The organism is Pseudomonas sp. UBA3149, from assembly GCF_002364655.1.
Taxonomy (GTDB): Bacteria; Pseudomonadota; Gammaproteobacteria; order Pseudomonadales; family Pseudomonadaceae; genus Chryseomonas; species Chryseomonas luteola.
In genome coordinates this window covers 203481-220187 of sequence record NZ_DEYV01000006.1, presented here as the reverse complement: position 1 = coordinate 220187, position 16707 = coordinate 203481, and the positions used below count along the sequence as shown (strand labels likewise).

Here is a 16707-nt window from a genome sequence, read left to right as displayed (position 1 = left end):
GTCAGCGTACCGAGCGAAGAGGAGTGGGAAAGCGCAGCAGGGCGCGAGACAACACTTCGGCAACATGGGTTAGAAATACCGTGCCTAGCGAGCTCTTGTAATGCTGTGGATCAGGACTTCCAATGGCAAGTACGCCATGCATGCCTTGGTGAATCAAGGGTGCAACCGCGGCCGATCCAACCTCGTCCTGCGCGGCTTCGCCAAACAGAAACTTCAGCTCATGTGAGCGCAACGCCCCGCTGACCGCCTTGCCGCCCGACAGCAGTCCACCAATACACTGGTGCGCCTCGGCGCTGGTCACGCTGCGGCCTACCGGCAAAGGCGATTCGTGAAACAGAATCAGCCCGACGTAAGGCACCTTGAACTCATGGCGCAAGCTGTCTTCGACTGTGCTGATCACATCTTCCAATGTATTGGCATCCATGAGATCAAGCACGAGACGGCGGGTTTTATCGAACAACCGGTCATTATCACGAGCCACATCCATCAGATGCGCCAGCCGATGACGCATCTCGACGTTGCGGTCGCGCAGCAGACCCAGCTGGCGCTCCACAAGGGAGACCGCCGTGCCGCGCTGGTGCGGAATGCGCATCTCGGCCAGCAGGTCCTCGCGGTCTGCAAAGAAGTCCGGATGCTGTTCCAGCCAGGCCGCAACCTGATCGGCATCGAGCGGGGGCGTTTGGTCTGTCATAAACGTACCTGGCCTTCGTATACACGGACGGCGGGTCCTGTCATGAGCACCGGCTTGCCGGGGCCGGCCCATTCGATATCGAGCAGGCCGCCGGGCAGCTCGATCTGTACAGGCGAATTTAGCCAGCCCTGGCGAATACCCGCAACCACGGCTGCACAGGCGCCGGTCCCGCAGGCCTGGGTTTCACCGGCACCGCGCTCCCAGACGCGCAGGCGCGCCCGGTGTTCATCGATGACCTGGAGAAAGCCAATATTGGCCCGGTTCGGAAAACGGGGATGATGTTCAAGTTTGGGGCCGAGTTCATGCACTGGCGCGGTATCGACATTGTCGACCCGAAGGACGCCGTGGGGGTTGCCCATGGACACCGCTGCAAGTTCGACGGTACGACCCTCGACCTGTACCGGGTAGCTGATCGCCTCGGCGTCGGCCTCGAATGGAATCTGCCTGGGCTCAAGGCGCGGCGCCCCCATGTCGACCGTCACCTGATTGTCGTTACGCAGCCGCAGCTCGATGATGCCGCCTTTGGTCTCGACCTTGATAACTTTCTTGACCGTCAGACGCTTGTCGAAGACAAAGCGGGCAAAGCAGCGCGCACCATTGCCGCACTGCTCGACCTCTGAGCCGTCGGAATTGAAAATCCGATAGCGGAAATCGACATCCGGGTTGCTTGGCGTTTCGACGATCAGGAGCTGATCGAAGCCGACCCCCGTGTGCCGATCGCCCCACTGGCGGGCGTGCTTGGGCTGGATATGCGCGTGCTGGCTGATCAGGTCAAGGACCATGAAATCATTGCCAAGCCCGTGCATCTTGGTAAACCGCAATAGCATGAGAGGTCACTCCGGTAGCCGGCTTTCGCCTGCATAGAGTTCCTCGACCGTCTCACGGCGGCGCACCTCGAAGGCCTGCTCGCCATCTACCAGCACCTCAGCCGCACGACCGCGACTGTTGTAATTCGAACTCATGGTAAAGCCATAAGCGCCTGCAGAGCAGACTGCCAGCAGATCACCTTCGGCCAGCGCCAGATCCCGGCCTTTGGCCAGGAAGTCGCCGGTCTCGCAGATCGGGCCGACCAGATCATAGGCACGGGTCTCGCCATCGCGAGGCGTCACGGGCACGACGTCCATCCAGGCTTCATACAAGGCCGGGCGGATCAGGTCGTTCATGGCTGCATCGATAATGGCGAAGTCTTTGTGCTCGGTGTGCTTGAGGTATTCCACACGCGTAAGCAGCACGCCGGCATTGGCCACGATGAAGCGGCCGGGCTCGAAAACCAGAGCAATATTCCGTCCGGCAATGCGCTCGCGGATCGCCTTGATGTAATCGCTCGCCAGAGGCGGCTCCTCGTTGCGGTAACGCACGCCCAGGCCGCCTCCGAGGTCCAGGTGACGGATCGTGATACCACGCTCGGCCAAGCGGTCAATCAGTGCCAGCAAACGATCCAGCGCATCGATGAACGGCTCGAGCGTGGTGAGCTGGGAGCCGATGTGGCAGTCCACTCCGATGATCTGAAGGTTTGGCAGCTCCGCTGCGCGAGCGTATACGGCCTCGGCCTCGGCGATATCGATACCAAACTTGTTTTCCTTGAGGCCGGTGGAGATGTACGGGTGGGTACCGGCATCCACATCAGGATTCACCCGCAGCGAGACGGGTGCCTTGCGGCCCATTTCGGCGGCGACTTCCTGCAGGCGCTCAAGCTCCACCCGGGACTCCACATTGAAGCAGTGCACGCCGACTTCCAGCGCGCGGCGCATGTCGTCTCGGGTCTTGCCGACCCCGGAGAACACCACCTTGGCGGCTTCGCCGCCAGCGGCCAGTACACGCTCCAGCTCGCCACGGGACACAATGTCGAACCCTGCACCCATCCGCGCCAGGACGTTGAGAACGCCCAGGTTGGAGTTGGCCTTGACAGCAAAGCAGACGAGATGGGGCAGCCCGGCCAGCGCATCGGTATAGGCGCGGTACTGGCCCTCGATGTGTGCCCGGGAATACACGTAAGTGGGCGTGCCGAAGCGCTCTGCAATAGCGCTCAGCGGCACACCTTCCGCATGCAGGCTACCTGCGCGGGATGTAAATGACTCCATGGAAGGCTCCCTGGTCAGAACGTGTCGTGGCGATGCTCGTGAGCCGCTTTTTCATCGTCCGGAAGGTACAGGTCACCTTTTTGGCCGCAGCCTGCCAGCAGGCATGCGAAAGCAATTAGAGCAAGGGAAAGGCGCTTCATGGCGAATCCTTTGAAAAGCATGATTGACCCGGAGTATACCCGGCACCTGCCCCCTTGCCTATGTAACGCCGCGCGTGCCTGACAGGCCTGGGCGGTGCAGCCCTCTTTGCGACTGGACGAGGGGCGGTCGCCGGGGTAACGTCGAAGTTTTTTCAATACCGATTCAAGGAATCCCATGAGCAGTCTGAGCGAAGCCCGCTTCCACGATCTTGTCGATACTACCCAGCAGGCGGTCGAAGACATCCTCGACGACAGCGATCTGGATCTGGATTTGGAGAACAGCGCCGGTGTCCTCACGATTCGCCTGGAAAACGGCAGTCAGGTCATTCTGAGTCGTCAGCCTCCGCTACGGCAGCTCTGGGTGGCGGCCCGCTCAGGCGGCTATCACTTCGATTATGACGAGGCGGGCAGCCAGTGGATCTGCGACAGCACCCAGGAGCCGCTGGGCGAACTGCTGACCCGTGTCATTCGCGAGCAGACGGGCGATGAGCTCGATTTCAGCCAGCTCTGATCCTGCGTCATCAGGGGAGGACGCCGAATCGGTGGCCTCGCCATGCGTTCGGCGCTGTTGCCTGGACGGTCATGATATCTGTCTGGGCTGCGGCCGCACGCTGGATGAGATTCTGGCCTGGGGCGAAGCGTCAGCCGAGGAGCGTCGGGCCATCATTCTGGCCGCACAGGCGCGCAGGAACCATCGATCCGCTACTAGCTGACCGGTGGTTCCGTCTAACCTGATCCCTGTGTTACGGTCAGTCCATCTGCAGCCGAAGGGCTGCACTCCCAACGCCGCCCATGCGGCATCCGTTTCGGCATGAGACATGCTGTTCAGTACCTCGAAGCGCCGCCTGCAGCCGTTGCTGCAAGCGCGTTTCCGACATCCAGCCGCCAAAGGAGGCATCATGCGCCAGATCGCTCAGCCCATCATTACGCAGACTGACTATCAGCAGCTCGACCGCCTGCTCGATAGCCTTGAGGAATTTGGCCCTGCCGCCGAGGCGCTCGAAGAGGAGCTGGAGCGCGCCAAGGTGGTACCGCCTGATGAGGCGGAAGGTGTTGTGACCATGCATTCCCAAGTGCATTGCCGCGAAGAAGGCAGCGGCAAGGAATACCACCTGCGTCTGGTGTATCCCAACGAAGCCCGGGAAGAAGGCACCGTATCCGTGCTGACGCCCGTGGGCAGTGCACTGCTGGGCCAGACGATAGGCCAGCGCGTTGAGTGCACGGCACCCGGCGGGAAAACGCTGCACCTGTCGCTACTGGAGCTGGAGCCGACGGCCAAGGCAGTCGGCTACTGATCAGACTGCCATGAATGCCTGGTTGAGCGCCTCTTCCAGCTCTGCCTTGAGCCTCAGGTAGGCCAGGGTGTGCGGGCGAGGCTCGCCAGGCACGTGCAGAAGATCCAGATCCGTCAGGTAGCAGCGGTAACGTTCTCCGGTACGGCGGCGCGCCAGGATATGGCGTGCCACCTCCTGATACAGCCGTGGGCCGTAGTCGAGCTCGGAAAACTCCCGGTGATCGCAGTATAGGGTTACCAGGCGGCGCCCGGCCTTAGTGGCGGTCACAATGGCCTGAACCGCATAGTACGGCACCGTTTCCAGAGGCAGATCAATCTGTCGCCGCTCCAGATGCCGCGCTCGTTGAGGTGCTGGGGGCAGGACCTGGAAATAGTGCATCTCAGCCAGCGGTACCCGACTGGCCTCCAGGGGCACCTGGGCACTCTGTCGACGGTGAATGGAATGCAGGAAACGCTGCAGGGGGGCCAGCAGCGTCTGCTCATCATGGAAAGGCAAGCGCTGTGACCAGAGGGCGTTGTGCTCATCCAGTACGTAGACACGTGCCGTTTCACCTTCCTGTCGATAAAACACTTGAATGCTGCCGGTACGGCCCAGCGGTAGGATAAGGCCGAGTTCGTCACCCTCCAACGCATGGGGGTCCAGGCTCAGGGGCGTCCATTCCTGCTTTGGAGCGGACAGGTGCAGCAGCAACGAATCCCGGTCGGCCAGTGGCGTATGGCTCAGCTTGCCCTCGCGCAGCTCGAGCATGTGGAAACGCTGCTGAATCTGGAGCAGATAGCGCGTCTTGTGCTCACGCAGCATGGCCGTGCGGACTTCGTCGAACACTGCTTCCACGCGCTCTACGATCAGCGGTGCCCGGTTCCGGCAAAAGCTGCGTATCGACAGGCGAGGCAATGACTCCTGATCGCCAGAGGGCAGGCTGTTGAAGTAGGCGCATAAGCAGTCGAGCAGGGCATTGGCCCCTTCGAAGCGGTTGACGTACAGTTCGTTCCAGCTGTTGAGGGTGATCTGGTCCAGCGTCAGCACCAGGTTTTCACGCATCCCGGCGTAGCCCAGGGCGTCGATACGATCGCTGGTGAGGTAGACGTTGCGCTGACTGTGCTGGTAGAGCGGATCGATCCCTACGTTGATCAGCAGCAACACCTCGCGGGGCGCGGCCGGGCGTAGCAGGACGGCTTCCGGTACGGTGTCCGGTCGGTCGTTGAAGCTCTGCTGGAAACTCTGGATCAGATTGTTGAGTTCGAACGGGGTAAGGTCGCTCTCGCCGGCATGCAAGGTCAGGCGGGTGGCATTGTCGATAATGCCGTTGTAGCGACACCAGGCCAGCAGCTCGGCCAGTTCCCAGGTGCGCTTGAGTGGGGAGTGAGAATGGCACTCTTCTGCCGTCAGGTTGCCACGGTGCAATGACCACGGGCGGCGGCGCTCGCCAAAGGGGCGCTCTTCCTGCACCAGGGTCACAAACTCCTCGGCCAGGTCTGGCGCAATGCCCGGGTTGATAAAGTCGATTTTGCCCGCCTTGCGCTCGAACGCCGCATACAGGCGGCGCCCCAGAATACTCAGGTCGCGCGGGGCGAGGTGGCTTTCAACCTGCTGTTGCTGGGCGAACTGCGCCAGGAAGCGGTAGCTGTGAGTCAGGGCATTGACCAGAATCCGACGCTCGGCGCTGACGTCATCTACCTTCCAACCCTGGCGCTCGTCCAGCTTGCGCAGCATATGCTCATCCCAGCCCCAGGACTGGGTCAGCTTCTCCATCAGCAGACGTTGCCAGCTCTTGCGGCCTTGCCGGGGCGGACGGCTCAGGGGCTTGCCAACCTTGAGGTACAGGCAACGACGGACCAGTTCGAGCCGATCCAGGTCGCCGCGCAGGAGCAGATATTCTTCCAGGCGCTGGTACACCAGCCTATAGGGATCGACCTGATCGAGATCCGTGACGCCCGAATGGACCAGCTGTTTGAGGCGTCGGCTGAGCGTGACCGTGTGCGGGTGCTCGCAGGCGTACAGCTCGGTCACCATGAGTTTCAGGACTGATTTGTAGGGCGAGCTGATCCCTTTGAATAGTTGCCACAGCCCGGCGCCAATGTATTCGCCTGGAGGGATGTGGTCGATATGGCCGAAATCCAGTACCTCGCGCGCCTTGATAAAGCGATGGTGCAATAGTCGCTGGGTAAAGCCTTCGTAGTCGCTCTCCTCCTGAGCGACCGGCACCTGCCACCATAACGGCGTACGGCCGCCTAGCCAGATGGCGGTGCGATAGAACTCGTCGAGTAGCAGAAAGTGCTGCGCCGTACCGCAATCGTCCGACGTCAGGAGCCCCGGGCGCTGGCCCTGGCTGAACTGGTCGGCGTCAATCAGAAAGATATGCAGCTCGGCATTGAGCGAGGCCGCCCAGGTTTCAAGCAGGGCGCACTTGCGCTTCAACTCGGCGAGCGCCTGTGCACTCATGCCGGGGGCATGGCAGAGCCAGATATCCAGGTCGCTGCTGTCGGCCTGGGTCAGGGTGCCCAGGCTGCCCATGAGGTAAAGGCCATGCAGCGGCTCGTCCCGATGTGTACGTGCGGGCTTATAGGCAAACGAGCGGGTCAGGCGACGGGCCTCTGCCAGCTGTTCGTCCGCCGGCTCAAAGCCGGTCAGGCCGGCCGGCGTACTGGCCGAGACATAGCCCGGCAGCATGGGATGATTGACGTGCAGCAACAGGGGCAGCAGGGTCAATACCGGCTGCTGTCGGCTGGGCAGGCCTTCCAGAGCGCGAACGAGGCGACCAGTGTTGATGGTCAGAAAGCGCGCGCGTACCTGCTTGAGGGCTTTGCGATCAATGCCCTCGTCGTCATCCAGTTGAAGGTCAGGGAAACGGGTCATGACGGGTCCATAGCTAAGCCGCAAGCGTACCAGTCGTACCCATAAAGTACGACTGGTTCACAGTGCGTTCGTCTCGCTGGACGCTACCGCCTGTCCAAAACCACTGGTGGGCGGTTCGCTCTGCGCTACTCCACGTCCGTACCGGTTTCCGGCAGGTCCGGCAGCGCCCGCAGCAATTGTTCGTAGCGGGCTGTGTCGAAGGGGCGGTCTTCGGTCATCATGGTTTCGATCTCGTTGGCCAGCACGATCGCCATCAGGTGGACGATTTCCTCACGTTCGTGCCCTACCAGGGTCAGTTTATTGAAGACGGCCTGTGTAAAAGGCGGTTCGCCGGCCGCTAACTGGTTCTCGATCGCCGAGATCAGATGGGATTCGACAAAGGATTCTTCGTTGTCATCATGGTCAGACATGGTATTGGTTCACTCAGGACAGTTGATGCCAGTCACTGGCAGATAATGGAGTTCAAGCAGCAATGATTACCTGCTACACCCTCGTTAACGGTATGTTAACCCCTAAGACCATCACGCCCGACGAGCCTTTCCCTCAGGATGCCTTGTGGATCGATCTTTTATCGCCTACCGATGAGGAAGAGCAGTTCCTGGAAAAGAGCCTGGCGGTAAACATTCCGACCCGGGAAGAGATGGCCGAAATCGAAGAGTCGTCCCGTCTGTACGAGAGTGAGCGGGCCCTGCACATGACGACAACGGTCGTCAGCGGATTCAGCGAACACCAGCCAACGGCTTCGGTGCTCAACTTTGTTTTGACGCCCGAGTGGCTGGTAACGGTGCGTTACGCTGAGCTGTCAGCGTTTCGTGCGTTTCGTACCAAGCTCAGCCAGCACCCGGGACTGCACAAGCGCAGCGACACCATTTTTATCTCGCTGCTCGACAGTCTGGTCGACCGGATCGCTGATATTCTCGAATCGGTGCAGGCCCATCATAACCGGCTGGCCAATGCCATTTTTCGGGAGCCCAAGCCTGATGACGAAGGCCCCAAGGCACCCAAGTCGGATCTGCAATCCATTCTGAAGCAGTTAGGACGCAGCAGCCTGCTGCTGGCCCGGTTGAGCGATAGCCTTCTAGGCATCAATCGATTGCTCAGCTACCTGCGCCGAGCCGCCAGCGAGTGGATCTGTCGTGAAGCCAAAGCCTGGATGAAAACCGTCGAGCGTGACTCCCGCTCGCTGGGGGACTACCAGAACCGCATGAACAACGAAATCAGCTTTCTACTTGATGCCACCCTGGGCCTGATCAATATCGAGCAGAACGGCATCATCAAGGTGTTCTCGATTGCTGCCGTTCTGTTCCTGCCGCCCACGCTGGTCGGTACGGTGTACGGGATGAACTTTGAAAACATGCCCGAACTGAGCTGGCACTTCGGTTATCCCCTTGCCCTGGTGGCCATGGTGGTATCGGCCATCATTCCATATGCCTGGTTCAAATTCCGCGACTGGCTGTAAGAATCAGGTTGTCGTGCTGACAACGGAGCCTGTTCTGCCGCTGGTGGCTTGCAGCAGCGCCGCATAGGCCTGTTGCAGCGCGGCGCTCAGGCTGCTGATCTGGGTTTGTACCGCCTGTATCCGTACTTGTTTTTCTTCTTCGGAAGCGTTGCTGGCTTGGACTTGTTGCAACTCTTTCTGGGCCTGCTGCAACTGCTTTTCCAGATCCTTAATGGTCTTCTTGAGCTTTTCGAGAGTGGTCTCGGACTCGCCGCCGCTTTGAACCTCACCACTACCAGCAGGCCCATGCTTGAGTGTCAGGCCTTGATCGGTTTTCCCGCTCTTTTCCACGGACGTCGTAGAGGTGTCAGTGTCTGCAGAAGTGGCAGATGAAGGCGAAGTGGATGGCGGTTGGAAGGCAACGTTCAGCGAGGTGGCGAGTCGGTCGGTTATTGTGGACATGGCATCCTTTCTCTTCGAAAGGGTGCCATGCCATCGGCTGGTTGTCGCGGAAGTTGATTCAGTATTGGTGAGTGGTTGCTAACCATTACTCGTCGGTCGTAACGGCGTTGTTGGCAACGTTTGTAGAGGCTGACCGATGATCAGCAGCTCACATCCGTAGCCCATTTACTTAGCCGTACAGCAGATGCAGCGAGACCGCCAGCACACCCAGAAACGCCCATACCACACTAAAGATAAGCGGGGAGCGCAGCGAAAACAGCAGCGACTTTCGGTAACGGCTGCCATTGAGAGGCTCGTTTCCTGCGCCGTAAAGCGGCGTCACGCGGGTTACACAGGGTTCGTTCAGGGTGTCCAGCAGCTCGCATTGTTTGCGGTGCCAATGCTCGATTACATCAAAGGCAGCCTTGATGCCAGGCCAGGCGTGGATCGATGTCACCAACCCCAACAATGCCAGCAGAGTAGGCACATATAGGGTGAACTGAGTGCCCCATTGGCTGTTGGTATTGCTCATTGAAGACGCGAACGCAATCATCAGAAAGGACTGCGACGACAGATAGGCGTTGGTCCGGTTGGACAACATCGACGACTCAAACTGGATCTCCGCGCGGTAGAAATCAAGCTGCTCCCGGAGGCTGCCAAAGAGTGTTTCCGCCTTGTCCGTACGGGGATGCGCGGCTCCCGTAGGGCTCATCATGTGGATCGCTCCTGCTCAAAAAGCTCTCTTGTAGGGCTTTTAAGACCGTGTAGAGTTCCGGTTCAAAGGCAGCGCGCGAAGTCTTGTACAAGAAAAACTTTTCACCGACGCATTGGGCGTCTACGGTTATCTGGCTTATCTGTCCAATGCCTTGGAGGCATGTCGAATGCTCAAGCTCTATGGGTTTCCCGTCAGCAACTACTACAACATGGTTAAGTTTGCGTTGCTCGAAAAGGGGCTGGAATTCGAATCCGTCACGGTTTTCCCCAGCCAGGACGAACAGTTTCTTGCGATCAGCCCCTGCGGCAAGATACCGGTGCTGGAAACCGAACATGGCTTTATCAGCGAAACCAGCGTGATTCTCGAGTACATCGAGGAAACCCAGTCGGGAACGCCGCTGCTACCGGCCGATCCCTTCGCGCGTGCCCGCGTGCGAACCCTCATGCGTGAGATCGAGCTTTATATCGAGCTGCCGGCGCGCCAGTGTTACCCGGAAGTGTTCTTTGGCGCCAAGGTCGACGAAGCCATCAAGGAGAAGGCCCGGCATGAATTAAGGTCCGGTATCGCTACGCTCAAGCGGCAGGGGTCGTTCTCGCCTTATGTGGCAGGCGATACTCTGACCCTGGCCGATGTCTACTTTCTCTACAGCATCGACCTTGCCCGTGGGGTTGCCGAGCAATTGTTCAGTCTTGACCTGATGGCAGGCTTTCCGGCTGCCCAGGCGCTGCTGGATCGCCTGAAGCAGAACGCCCATGTGCAGCAGCTATATGAAGAAAAGGCCCAATCCATGAGCAGTTTCCTGGCCATGGTTCGCAAGCGTCTGGAAAGCGCCTGACCCAAGCGTTTTGTCGATCGCAGGGCACACTCGTCTGGCATGATGGTCAATCCAGCACTTAGCCATCAGTAACGAGGACATTGTCATGCGTATCGGATTCATCGGTTTGGGTGGAATGGGCAAGGGCATGGCCGGCAACCTGATCAAGGCCGGCCATGAGGTCCTGGTCTGGAATCGCTCGCAGCAGGCGGTTCAGGAAATGGTCAGCCAGGGTGCCAAGGCCGCCAGCGAGCCCGCGGACGCATTTGATGCCGAGGTGGTGGTGTCCATGCTGGCGGACGACGCCTCTACCCGCGCCGTCATTCTCGACAGTGGCGCGCTGGACCGTGCCCGCGCGGGGGCGATCCACCTCAGCATGGCCACGCTGTCGGTTGCCTTTGTAGCCGAATTGATCGAGCGTCATGCCAAGGCAGGCGTCGACTACATCTCCGCGCCGGTCTTCGGGCGTACCGATGTGGCCGTAGCCGGCAAGCTGAACATTGTGGTGGCTGGCCCGCAGGCTGCGGTGGATAAGGTCCAACCGTTGTTGGATGTCATGGGCCAAACGACATGGCCGCTGGGCGAGGACCCGCTACGGGCCAATATCGTCAAGATTGCCGGTAATTTCATGCTGGCAAGCGCTATCGAGACGATGGGCGAAGCGTCCGCCTTGACCAAGAGTTATGGCGTCGAGCCAGCGGATCTGCTGAATATCCTCACCAACACCCTGTTTGCGGCACCGGCTTACAAGAATTACGGAGCGATGATTGCTGAGCAGCGCTTCGAGCCGGCTGCCTTCAAGCTGACCCTTGGTCTGAAGGATGTCGGGCTGGCGCTGAGTGCTGGCCAGGCGAAGAACGTACCGCTGCCGTTTGGCAGTGTGCTGCGGGATAACCTGCTGGAAGCCGTTGCCCAGGGCGAGGGGCATCTGGACTGGTCTGCATTGGGCGGTCGTGCGCTCAAGCGCTCCGGGCAGGCATAGGCAGAGCAGGGCGCCATCACGTATATGGCGCCCTGTTCCGATTTACCGGCTCGCCAGTAATTCCCGGCCGCGCTGAACGGCGGCGCGGACTTGCGCCGGTGCGGTGCCGCCGATGTGGTCACGGGCGTTGACCGAGCCTTCCAGGGTGAGGACTTCAAATACGTCCTGCTCGATCTGGTCGCTAAAGCGGCGCAGTTCCTCTAGGCTCATCTCGGCCAGATCCTTGCCGGAATCCACGCCATACTTCACGGCGTGTCCCACGATCTCGTGGCAGTCACGGAAGGGCAGCCCCTTGCGCACCAGATAATCAGCCAGGTCGGTAGCCGTGGAGAAACCACGACGGGCGGCTTCACGCATGACGTCGCGTCTGGGCTTGATAGCCGGGATCATATCGGCAAAGGCGCGCAGGGAGTCACGCAGCGTGTCGGCAGCGTCGAACAGCGGCTCCTTGTCTTCCTGGTTGTCCTTGTTGTAGGCCAGCGGCTGGCCCTTCATCAGCGTCAGCAGGCCCGTCAGAGCACCGAAAACACGGCCCGTCTTGCCGCGCACCAGCTCCGGTACGTCCGGGTTTTTCTTTTGCGGCATGATCGAGGAGCCCGTGCAGAAGCGGTCGGGCAGATCGATGAACTGGAACTGGGCGCTCGTCCACAGTACTAGCTCTTCAGAGAAGCGCGACAGGTGCATCATGGCCAGCGAGGCAGCCGAGCAGAATTCGATGGCGAAGTCGCGATCGGATACACCGTCCAGCGAATTGCCGCCAACGGCCTCGAAGCCCAGCAGCTCACGTGTGATCTCGCGTTGGATCGGGTACGTGGTTCCGGCCAGGGCGGCGCTGCCCAGCGGCATGCGGTTCACGCGCTTGCGGCAGTCCACCAGACGCTCATGGTCGCGTGACAGCATCTCGAACCAGGCCAGCAGGTGATGCCCGAACGTCACGGGCTGCGCGGTCTGCAAATGGGTGAAGCCGGGCATGATGGTGTCGGCTTCACGCTCGGCCTGCTCCAGCAGACCCTGCTGCAAGCGGGTGATCTCCGCGAGGATTACATCGATCTCGTCGCGTAGCCACAACCGAATGTCTGTCGCGACTTGATCATTTCGACTGCGACCGGTGTGAAGTTTTTTACCAGTGATGCCGATACGGTCAGTAAGACGGGCTTCGATGTTCATGTGCACGTCTTCGAGATCGACGCGCCACTCGAACTGGCCTGTCTCGATTTCGTGCTGGATCTGGTTCAGTCCGTCTGCGATGGCGTCGCGTTCGGCATCCGTCAATACACCCACTTTGGCCAGCATGGTGGCGTGAGCGATGGAGCCCATGATGTCGTGGCGGTACAGGCGCTTATCGAAGTCGACCGAAGCGGTAAAACGTGCGACGAAGGCGTCGACGGGTTCGCTGAAGCGACCGCCCCAGGATTGATTGGTTTTTTCGTTGCTCATTGGTGGGCTCGCAAATGGCACTGAACGTGAATGGACGTAACGGGATGATAACAGCCTTGCGCTGGTGCAACGTGCACCACAGTTATCCCGTTAACTTTAAAACAACCTTGCCGTTCGTCGGATAGTAGTAAACACTTTGACCATGCCTATCAAATACCTGACCAAGCGCCGGCCTGCCCCGGTCGATGAGTTTTTCGTACCGGAGCTATGCGAGTCGGAAGCCCTGCTTGTCCTGATTGTGCTGGCGGAACTGCTGGTCCTGGTGCTCGTTTTGGCCGATCCCCTGACCACGTCCTTCAACTGGGTACGGTTGGCGCTGGTCTCGCTGTTCGTGCAATGGAACGTGCTGCTCTCGGCCGCCGTTCTCTGCCGTTTGCGGCCTTTTCTGGCACGCCTGAAGCCGGCATTGGCTGGAGTTATCTGCTGCGCCCTGGTGGTGGGGCTGACCCTGGCCTGCACTGCCGTGGCTGACTGGCTGGAGCTGGCCGGCCCTATGCAGCAGTCCGGCGAGGTCAAGCTGTATGAGCGGCATGCCCTTATCGCGCTGATCATGTCGGCCTTGATGCTGCGGTATTTCTACCTGCAGAGCCAGTGGCGGCGCCAGCAGCAGGCCGAACTCAAGGCCCGGATCGAGTCGCTTCAGGCCCGTATCCGTCCGCATTTTCTGTTCAACAGCCTCAACAGTATTGCCAGCCTGATCGCCATCGATGCCGACAAGGCTGAACGTGCCGTGCTAGACCTGTCCAGCCTGTTTCGGGCAAGCCTGTCCAAGCCAGGAACACGGATTCGCTGGTCGGAAGAACTGGAGCTGTCACGTCGCTACCTGGAGATCGAGAAGCTACGCTTGGGAGATCGTCTTCAGGTCGACTGGCGCATCGATGGTGTGCCGGATGATCTGCCGATCCCGCAGTTGACGCTGCAACCGCTTCTGGAAAACGCCTTGATTTACGGGATTGCGCCGCGGATCGAGGGTGGATGTGTAGTGGTCGAGGCGACCTATGTCGCAGGGATATTCGAATTATCGATGAGCAATCCATTCGATGAGCAGGCCGAGCAACATCCTCGGCCGCCAAAAGGTACGAAACAGGCTTTAACCAATATCGAATCGCGACTAACGGCACTTTTCGGCCCGGGAGCGAGTCTCAAAATCGAACGCCGTGACCAACGGCACATAACCTGTCTTCGCTATCCATGCGAGCGACTCACGCAGGAAGCCTGAGCCTATGAACGTCCTAATCGTCGATGACGAACCGTTGGCGCGCGAGCGTCTGGCCCGTCTGGTTGGGCAACTAGACGGCTATAAAGTCTTGGAGCCCTCCGCCAGCAATGGCGAAGAAGCGTTGGCCCTGGTCGAAAGCCTGAAGCCGGATATCGTATTGCTCGATATTCGTATGCCAGGTCTGGACGGGCTACAAGTAGCTGCCCGACTATGCGAGCGAGAAGCACCGCCTGCGGTTATTTTCGTAACCGCCCATGATGAATTTGCACTGGAGGCCTTCAAGGTCAGTGCCGTGGGGTATCTGGTCAAGCCGGTACGCCAGGAAGATCTTGAGGAGGCCCTGAAAAAAGCCGAACGCCCTAATCGCGTTCAGCTGGCTGCACTGACCAAGCCGCCGTCCAGCGGCGGTCCGGGGCCGCGCAGCCATATCAGCGCCCGGACCCGCAAGGGCATCGAGCTGATTCCGCTGGATGATGTCGTTTATTTCATTGCCGATCACAAATACGTGACCCTGCGTCACGGCAACGGTGAAGTCCTGCTGGACGAGCCGCTGAAGGCGCTGGAAGACGAGTTCGGTGACCGGTTCGTCCGTATCCACCGCAATGCCCTGGTGGCGCGGGAGCGGATCGAGCGCTTGCAGCGTACGCCGCTGGGCCATTTCCAGCTGTATCTGAAAGGGCTCAATGGCGATGCGTTGACGGTCAGCCGACGACATGTAGCCGGTGTACGGCGCCTGATGCAGAACCTGTGACGCTCAGGGGCAGGACCTGCCGTTCTGCGCGCACGGCGCGCGGACGATTGGTCTTGCCTATCAGGCCGAAAGCGGCTTGCGACAGGAGAGCCTGTTATCATTCCGGTCATGTTTCAATCCCGGAATAGGCTCATGAACCGCGAGATTCGCATTGCCACGCGTCAAAGTGCGCTTGCCCTGTGGCAGGCCGAGTATGTAAAGGCCCGTCTGGAGGCAGCCCACCCGGGGTTGCATGTCAGTCTGTTGCCGATGACCAGCCGGGGCGACAAGCTGCTTGATGCACCGCTGGCGAAGATTGGTGGCAAGGGCTTGTTCGTCAAAGAATTGGAAACGGCGCTGCTCGAAGGCGAGGCCGACATTGCCGTGCATTCTATGAAGGATGTGCCGATGGAGTTTCCCGAAGGCCTTGGGCTCTATGCCATCTGCGAGCGGGAAGATGCACGCGATGCCTTCGTTTCCAACACCTATTCCAGTCTGGCGGATCTGCCGGCCGGTAGCATTGTGGGTACTTCCAGTCTGCGCCGTCAGGCCCAGCTGCTGGCCCAACGCCCAGACCTTGAGATCCGTTTCCTAAGGGGCAACGTCAATACGCGCCTTGCCAAGCTGGATGCAGGCGATTATCACGCCATCATCCTGGCAGCGGCCGGGCTGATCCGTCTGGGCTTTCAGGACCGCATCCGTGAATCCATCAGTGTCGAAGACAGCCTTCCGGCAGGTGGACAGGGCGCGGTAGGCATCGAGTGCCGCACGGACGATGCCGAAGTCCACGAACTCCTGAAGCCGCTCCATCATCTGGAGACCGAGCAGCGCGTCATTGCCGAGCGCGCCATGAACCGCCATCTCAACGGCGGCTGCCAGGTGCCCATTGCCTGCTATGCCATCCGCGAAGGCGAAGAACTCTGGTTGCGTGGCCTGGTGGGTCAGCCGGATGGCACCCTGCTGCTGCGCGCCGAAGCGCGGGGATCGGTCATCGACCCGTCTGCATTGGGTATCCAGGTTGCGGATGAGCTACTTGCCCAGGGCGCCGGTGACATTCTGCGGGCCGTTTACGACGAGGCTGCTCAGCCATGACGGCCTGGCGGCTGCTTCTGACCCGTCCGGCCGAAGAGTGCATACCTCTGGCGGCTGCACTGGACGAGCGGGGCATTTACAGCGCCAGCCTGCCGTTACTGGCCATCGAGCCGCTGCCTGAGACACCGGAGCAGCGCACCCTTATGCTGGATTTGGACCGCTACAAGGCGGTCATCGTGGTCAGCAAGCCGGCCGCCCGACTCGGCCTGGAGCGGCTTGACCAGTACTGGCCGCAGCCGCCTATTAACCAGACCTGGTTCGCCGTAGGCGCCGCCACGGCGGATATTCTCGAAGCCTATGGCCTTTCGGTCATCACGCCCGACCAGAGTGAAGACAGCGAGGGCATCCTGGCCTTGCCGCAGCTTGATCAAGCCTTGCAGGAGGCCGATTCCCGCGTGCTGATCCTGCGGGGCGAAGGTGGCCGGGAAACCATGGCCGACACGCTGCGTGAGCGAGGCGTGCAGGTCGACTACCTTGAGTTGTACCGGCGCGTATTGCCGGATCATCCACAAAATGCCCTGACCGAGTGCCTTGCAGCGGAACGCCTCAATGGCATCATGGTCAGCAGTGGGCAGAGTTTCGCGCACCTGCGTACCCTGGCCGGCTCCGCATGGCCGGACGTGTGTTCGGTGCCGCTGCTGGTACCCAGCGAGCGTGTGGCCGAGCAGGCCCGCGCGGCCGGTATCCAGCGTGTCATTACCTGTCATGGCGCCAGTACCGCTGCGGTACTGGCGGCGCTTGAAGAGCATCATCCTTGAATAACCGATCAAAGGAAG

Annotated in this window: 19 protein-coding genes; 10 read left to right on the top strand and 9 right to left on the bottom strand. The window is 60.2% G+C overall.

Annotated elements, in window-relative coordinates; all coding sequences use genetic code 11:
- Window position 1 precedes the first annotated feature (1 nt).
- Genes B3729_RS04700 through lptM form a run of 4 tightly spaced genes read right to left on the bottom strand, consistent with a single transcriptional unit; the run spans window position 2 to window position 2912 of the window.
- Entirely contained in the window at window positions 2-691 is a 690-nt protein-coding gene (locus B3729_RS04700) for a DUF484 family protein (protein WP_074821270.1), read from the bottom strand.
- A complete protein-coding gene (gene dapF / locus B3729_RS04695) occupies window positions 688-1518 on the bottom strand; it encodes a diaminopimelate epimerase (protein ID WP_010796520.1) in 831 nt (276 codons plus the stop codon). The genes B3729_RS04700 and dapF overlap by 4 nt, the downstream gene beginning before the upstream one ends.
- Window positions 1519-1524: 6 nt before the next feature.
- Window positions 1525-2772, bottom strand: coding sequence for a diaminopimelate decarboxylase (gene lysA, locus B3729_RS04690; RefSeq protein WP_286787255.1), 1248 nt, complete (start codon window positions 2770-2772; stop codon window positions 1525-1527).
- Window positions 2773-2786: 14 nt separating this feature from the next.
- Window positions 2787-2912 carry an LPS translocon maturation chaperone LptM gene (gene lptM / locus B3729_RS04685; RefSeq protein WP_010796522.1) on the bottom strand — a complete coding sequence of 42 codons (126 nt, stop codon included), beginning with the start codon at window positions 2910-2912 and terminating at the stop codon, window positions 2787-2789.
- Window positions 2913-3087: 175 nt separating this feature from the next.
- On the opposite strand from lptM, the gene cyaY reads away from it, so the two are divergent.
- The 3 genes from cyaY to rnk all read left to right on the top strand — a co-directional run bounded on the left by cyaY (window position 3088) and on the right by rnk (window position 4207).
- Window positions 3088-3423, top strand: coding sequence for an iron donor protein CyaY (gene cyaY / locus B3729_RS04680; RefSeq protein WP_286787254.1), 336 nt, complete (start codon window positions 3088-3090; stop codon window positions 3421-3423).
- A complete protein-coding gene (locus tag B3729_RS04675) occupies window positions 3398-3625 on the top strand; it encodes a DUF1289 domain-containing protein (protein WP_409438594.1) in 228 nt (75 codons plus the stop codon). Before cyaY ends, B3729_RS04675 begins: the two co-directional genes overlap by 26 nt.
- A gap of 186 nt (window positions 3626-3811) precedes the next feature.
- Window positions 3812-4207 carry a nucleoside diphosphate kinase regulator gene (rnk, locus tag B3729_RS04670; protein ID WP_010796525.1) on the top strand — a complete coding sequence of 132 codons (396 nt, stop codon included), beginning with the start codon at window positions 3812-3814 and terminating at the stop codon, window positions 4205-4207.
- On the opposite strand, the gene B3729_RS04665 is transcribed toward rnk, so the two are convergent.
- The gene (locus B3729_RS04665; protein WP_286787253.1) at window positions 4208-7063 is read right to left on the bottom strand and encodes a class I adenylate cyclase; all 2856 of its coding nucleotides are present in this window, start codon (window positions 7061-7063) and stop codon (window positions 4208-4210) included. It abuts the gene before it with no gap.
- Between the two features lie 125 nt (window positions 7064-7188).
- A complete protein-coding gene (locus B3729_RS04660) occupies window positions 7189-7473 on the bottom strand; it encodes a hypothetical protein (RefSeq protein WP_010796527.1) in 285 nt (94 codons plus the stop codon).
- Window positions 7474-7535: 62 nt separating this feature from the next.
- On the opposite strand from B3729_RS04660, the gene B3729_RS04655 reads away from it, so the two are divergent.
- Window positions 7536-8522: a magnesium transporter CorA family protein gene (locus B3729_RS04655; protein ID WP_010796528.1), complete on the top strand. Its 987-nt coding sequence runs from the start codon at window positions 7536-7538 to the stop codon at window positions 8520-8522.
- A 3-nt stretch (window positions 8523-8525) separates the two neighbouring features.
- Here B3729_RS04655 and B3729_RS04650 read toward each other — a convergent pair whose 3' ends face one another.
- Together B3729_RS04650 and B3729_RS04645 are read right to left on the bottom strand one after the other, a co-directional pair.
- Window positions 8526-8963, bottom strand: coding sequence for a FlxA-like family protein (locus B3729_RS04650; RefSeq protein WP_286787252.1), 438 nt, complete (start codon window positions 8961-8963; stop codon window positions 8526-8528).
- Between the two features lie 169 nt (window positions 8964-9132).
- Window positions 9133-9657, bottom strand: coding sequence for a hypothetical protein (locus tag B3729_RS04645; protein WP_125888128.1), 525 nt, complete (start codon window positions 9655-9657; stop codon window positions 9133-9135).
- Between the two features lie 166 nt (window positions 9658-9823).
- Between B3729_RS04645 and B3729_RS04640 the strand changes: the two genes are divergently transcribed.
- Together B3729_RS04640 and B3729_RS04635 are read left to right on the top strand one after the other, a co-directional pair.
- On the top strand, window positions 9824-10492 hold the full coding sequence (locus tag B3729_RS04640) for a glutathione S-transferase family protein (protein WP_286787251.1): 669 nt from the start codon (window positions 9824-9826) through the stop codon (window positions 10490-10492).
- Between the two features lie 85 nt (window positions 10493-10577).
- Window positions 10578-11453 (top strand): NAD(P)-dependent oxidoreductase, encoded by an 876-nt coding sequence (locus B3729_RS04635; RefSeq protein ID WP_239383195.1) that lies wholly within the window; start codon window positions 10578-10580, stop codon window positions 11451-11453.
- A 42-nt stretch (window positions 11454-11495) separates the two neighbouring features.
- On the opposite strand, the gene argH is transcribed toward B3729_RS04635, so the two are convergent.
- Window positions 11496-12890 (bottom strand): argininosuccinate lyase, encoded by a 1395-nt coding sequence (argH, locus tag B3729_RS04630; protein ID WP_286787250.1) that lies wholly within the window; start codon window positions 12888-12890, stop codon window positions 11496-11498.
- 142 nt (window positions 12891-13032) lie between these two features.
- Here argH and B3729_RS04625 point away from each other — a divergent pair, with 142 nt between their 5' ends.
- From B3729_RS04625 to B3729_RS04610, 4 genes are all read left to right on the top strand, one after another.
- Window positions 13033-14109: a sensor histidine kinase gene (locus B3729_RS04625; protein ID WP_125888131.1), complete on the top strand. Its 1077-nt coding sequence runs from the start codon at window positions 13033-13035 to the stop codon at window positions 14107-14109.
- A 4-nt stretch (window positions 14110-14113) separates the two neighbouring features.
- Window positions 14114-14860 (top strand): LytR/AlgR family response regulator transcription factor, encoded by a 747-nt coding sequence (locus B3729_RS04620; protein WP_010796535.1) that lies wholly within the window; start codon window positions 14114-14116, stop codon window positions 14858-14860.
- 108 nt (window positions 14861-14968) lie between these two features.
- Window positions 14969-15931 (top strand): hydroxymethylbilane synthase, encoded by a 963-nt coding sequence (gene hemC, locus B3729_RS04615; RefSeq protein ID WP_230382228.1) that lies wholly within the window; start codon window positions 14969-14971, stop codon window positions 15929-15931.
- The gene (locus tag B3729_RS04610) at window positions 15928-16689 is read left to right on the top strand and encodes a uroporphyrinogen-III synthase (RefSeq protein WP_286787249.1); all 762 of its coding nucleotides are present in this window, start codon (window positions 15928-15930) and stop codon (window positions 16687-16689) included. The genes hemC and B3729_RS04610 overlap by 4 nt, the downstream gene beginning before the upstream one ends.
- Window positions 16690-16707 lie beyond the last annotated feature (18 nt).

What these genes read in the sequence shown, in the direction of transcription:
- rnk (WP_010796525.1), top strand. Translation starts at nt 3,812, where the DNA reads ATGCGCCAGATCGCTCAGCCCATCATTACGCAGACTGACTATCAGCAG.
- B3729_RS04655 (WP_010796528.1), top strand. Translation starts at nt 7,536, where the DNA reads ATGATTACCTGCTACACCCTCGTTAACGGTATGTTAACCCCTAAGACC.
- B3729_RS04635 (WP_239383195.1), top strand. Translation starts at nt 10,578, where the DNA reads ATGCGTATCGGATTCATCGGTTTGGGTGGAATGGGCAAGGGCATGGCC.
- dapF (WP_010796520.1), bottom strand. Translation starts at nt 1,518, where the DNA reads ATGCTATTGCGGTTTACCAAGATGCACGGGCTTGGCAATGATTTCATG.
- cyaY (WP_286787254.1), top strand. Translation starts at nt 3,088, where the DNA reads ATGAGCAGTCTGAGCGAAGCCCGCTTCCACGATCTTGTCGATACTACC.
- B3729_RS04650 (WP_286787252.1), bottom strand. Translation starts at nt 8,963, where the DNA reads ATGTCCACAATAACCGACCGACTCGCCACCTCGCTGAACGTTGCCTTC.
- B3729_RS04660 (WP_010796527.1), bottom strand. Translation starts at nt 7,473, where the DNA reads ATGTCTGACCATGATGACAACGAAGAATCCTTTGTCGAATCCCATCTG.
- hemC (WP_230382228.1), top strand. Translation starts at nt 14,969, where the DNA reads ATGTTTCAATCCCGGAATAGGCTCATGAACCGCGAGATTCGCATTGCC.
- B3729_RS04625 (WP_125888131.1), top strand. Translation starts at nt 13,033, where the DNA reads ATGCCTATCAAATACCTGACCAAGCGCCGGCCTGCCCCGGTCGATGAG.
- B3729_RS04640 (WP_286787251.1), top strand. Translation starts at nt 9,824, where the DNA reads ATGCTCAAGCTCTATGGGTTTCCCGTCAGCAACTACTACAACATGGTT.
- argH (WP_286787250.1), bottom strand. Translation starts at nt 12,890, where the DNA reads ATGAGCAACGAAAAAACCAATCAATCCTGGGGCGGTCGCTTCAGCGAA.
- lptM (WP_010796522.1), bottom strand. Translation starts at nt 2,912, where the DNA reads ATGAAGCGCCTTTCCCTTGCTCTAATTGCTTTCGCATGCCTGCTGGCA.
- B3729_RS04665 (WP_286787253.1), bottom strand. Translation starts at nt 7,063, where the DNA reads ATGACCCGTTTCCCTGACCTTCAACTGGATGACGACGAGGGCATTGAT.
- B3729_RS04610 (WP_286787249.1), top strand. Translation starts at nt 15,928, where the DNA reads ATGACGGCCTGGCGGCTGCTTCTGACCCGTCCGGCCGAAGAGTGCATA.
- B3729_RS04700 (WP_074821270.1), bottom strand. Translation starts at nt 691, where the DNA reads ATGACAGACCAAACGCCCCCGCTCGATGCCGATCAGGTTGCGGCCTGG.
- B3729_RS04675 (WP_409438594.1), top strand. Translation starts at nt 3,398, where the DNA reads ATGAGCTCGATTTCAGCCAGCTCTGATCCTGCGTCATCAGGGGAGGAC.
- lysA (WP_286787255.1), bottom strand. Translation starts at nt 2,772, where the DNA reads ATGGAGTCATTTACATCCCGCGCAGGTAGCCTGCATGCGGAAGGTGTG.
- B3729_RS04645 (WP_125888128.1), bottom strand. Translation starts at nt 9,657, where the DNA reads ATGATGAGCCCTACGGGAGCCGCGCATCCCCGTACGGACAAGGCGGAA.
- B3729_RS04620 (WP_010796535.1), top strand. Translation starts at nt 14,114, where the DNA reads ATGAACGTCCTAATCGTCGATGACGAACCGTTGGCGCGCGAGCGTCTG.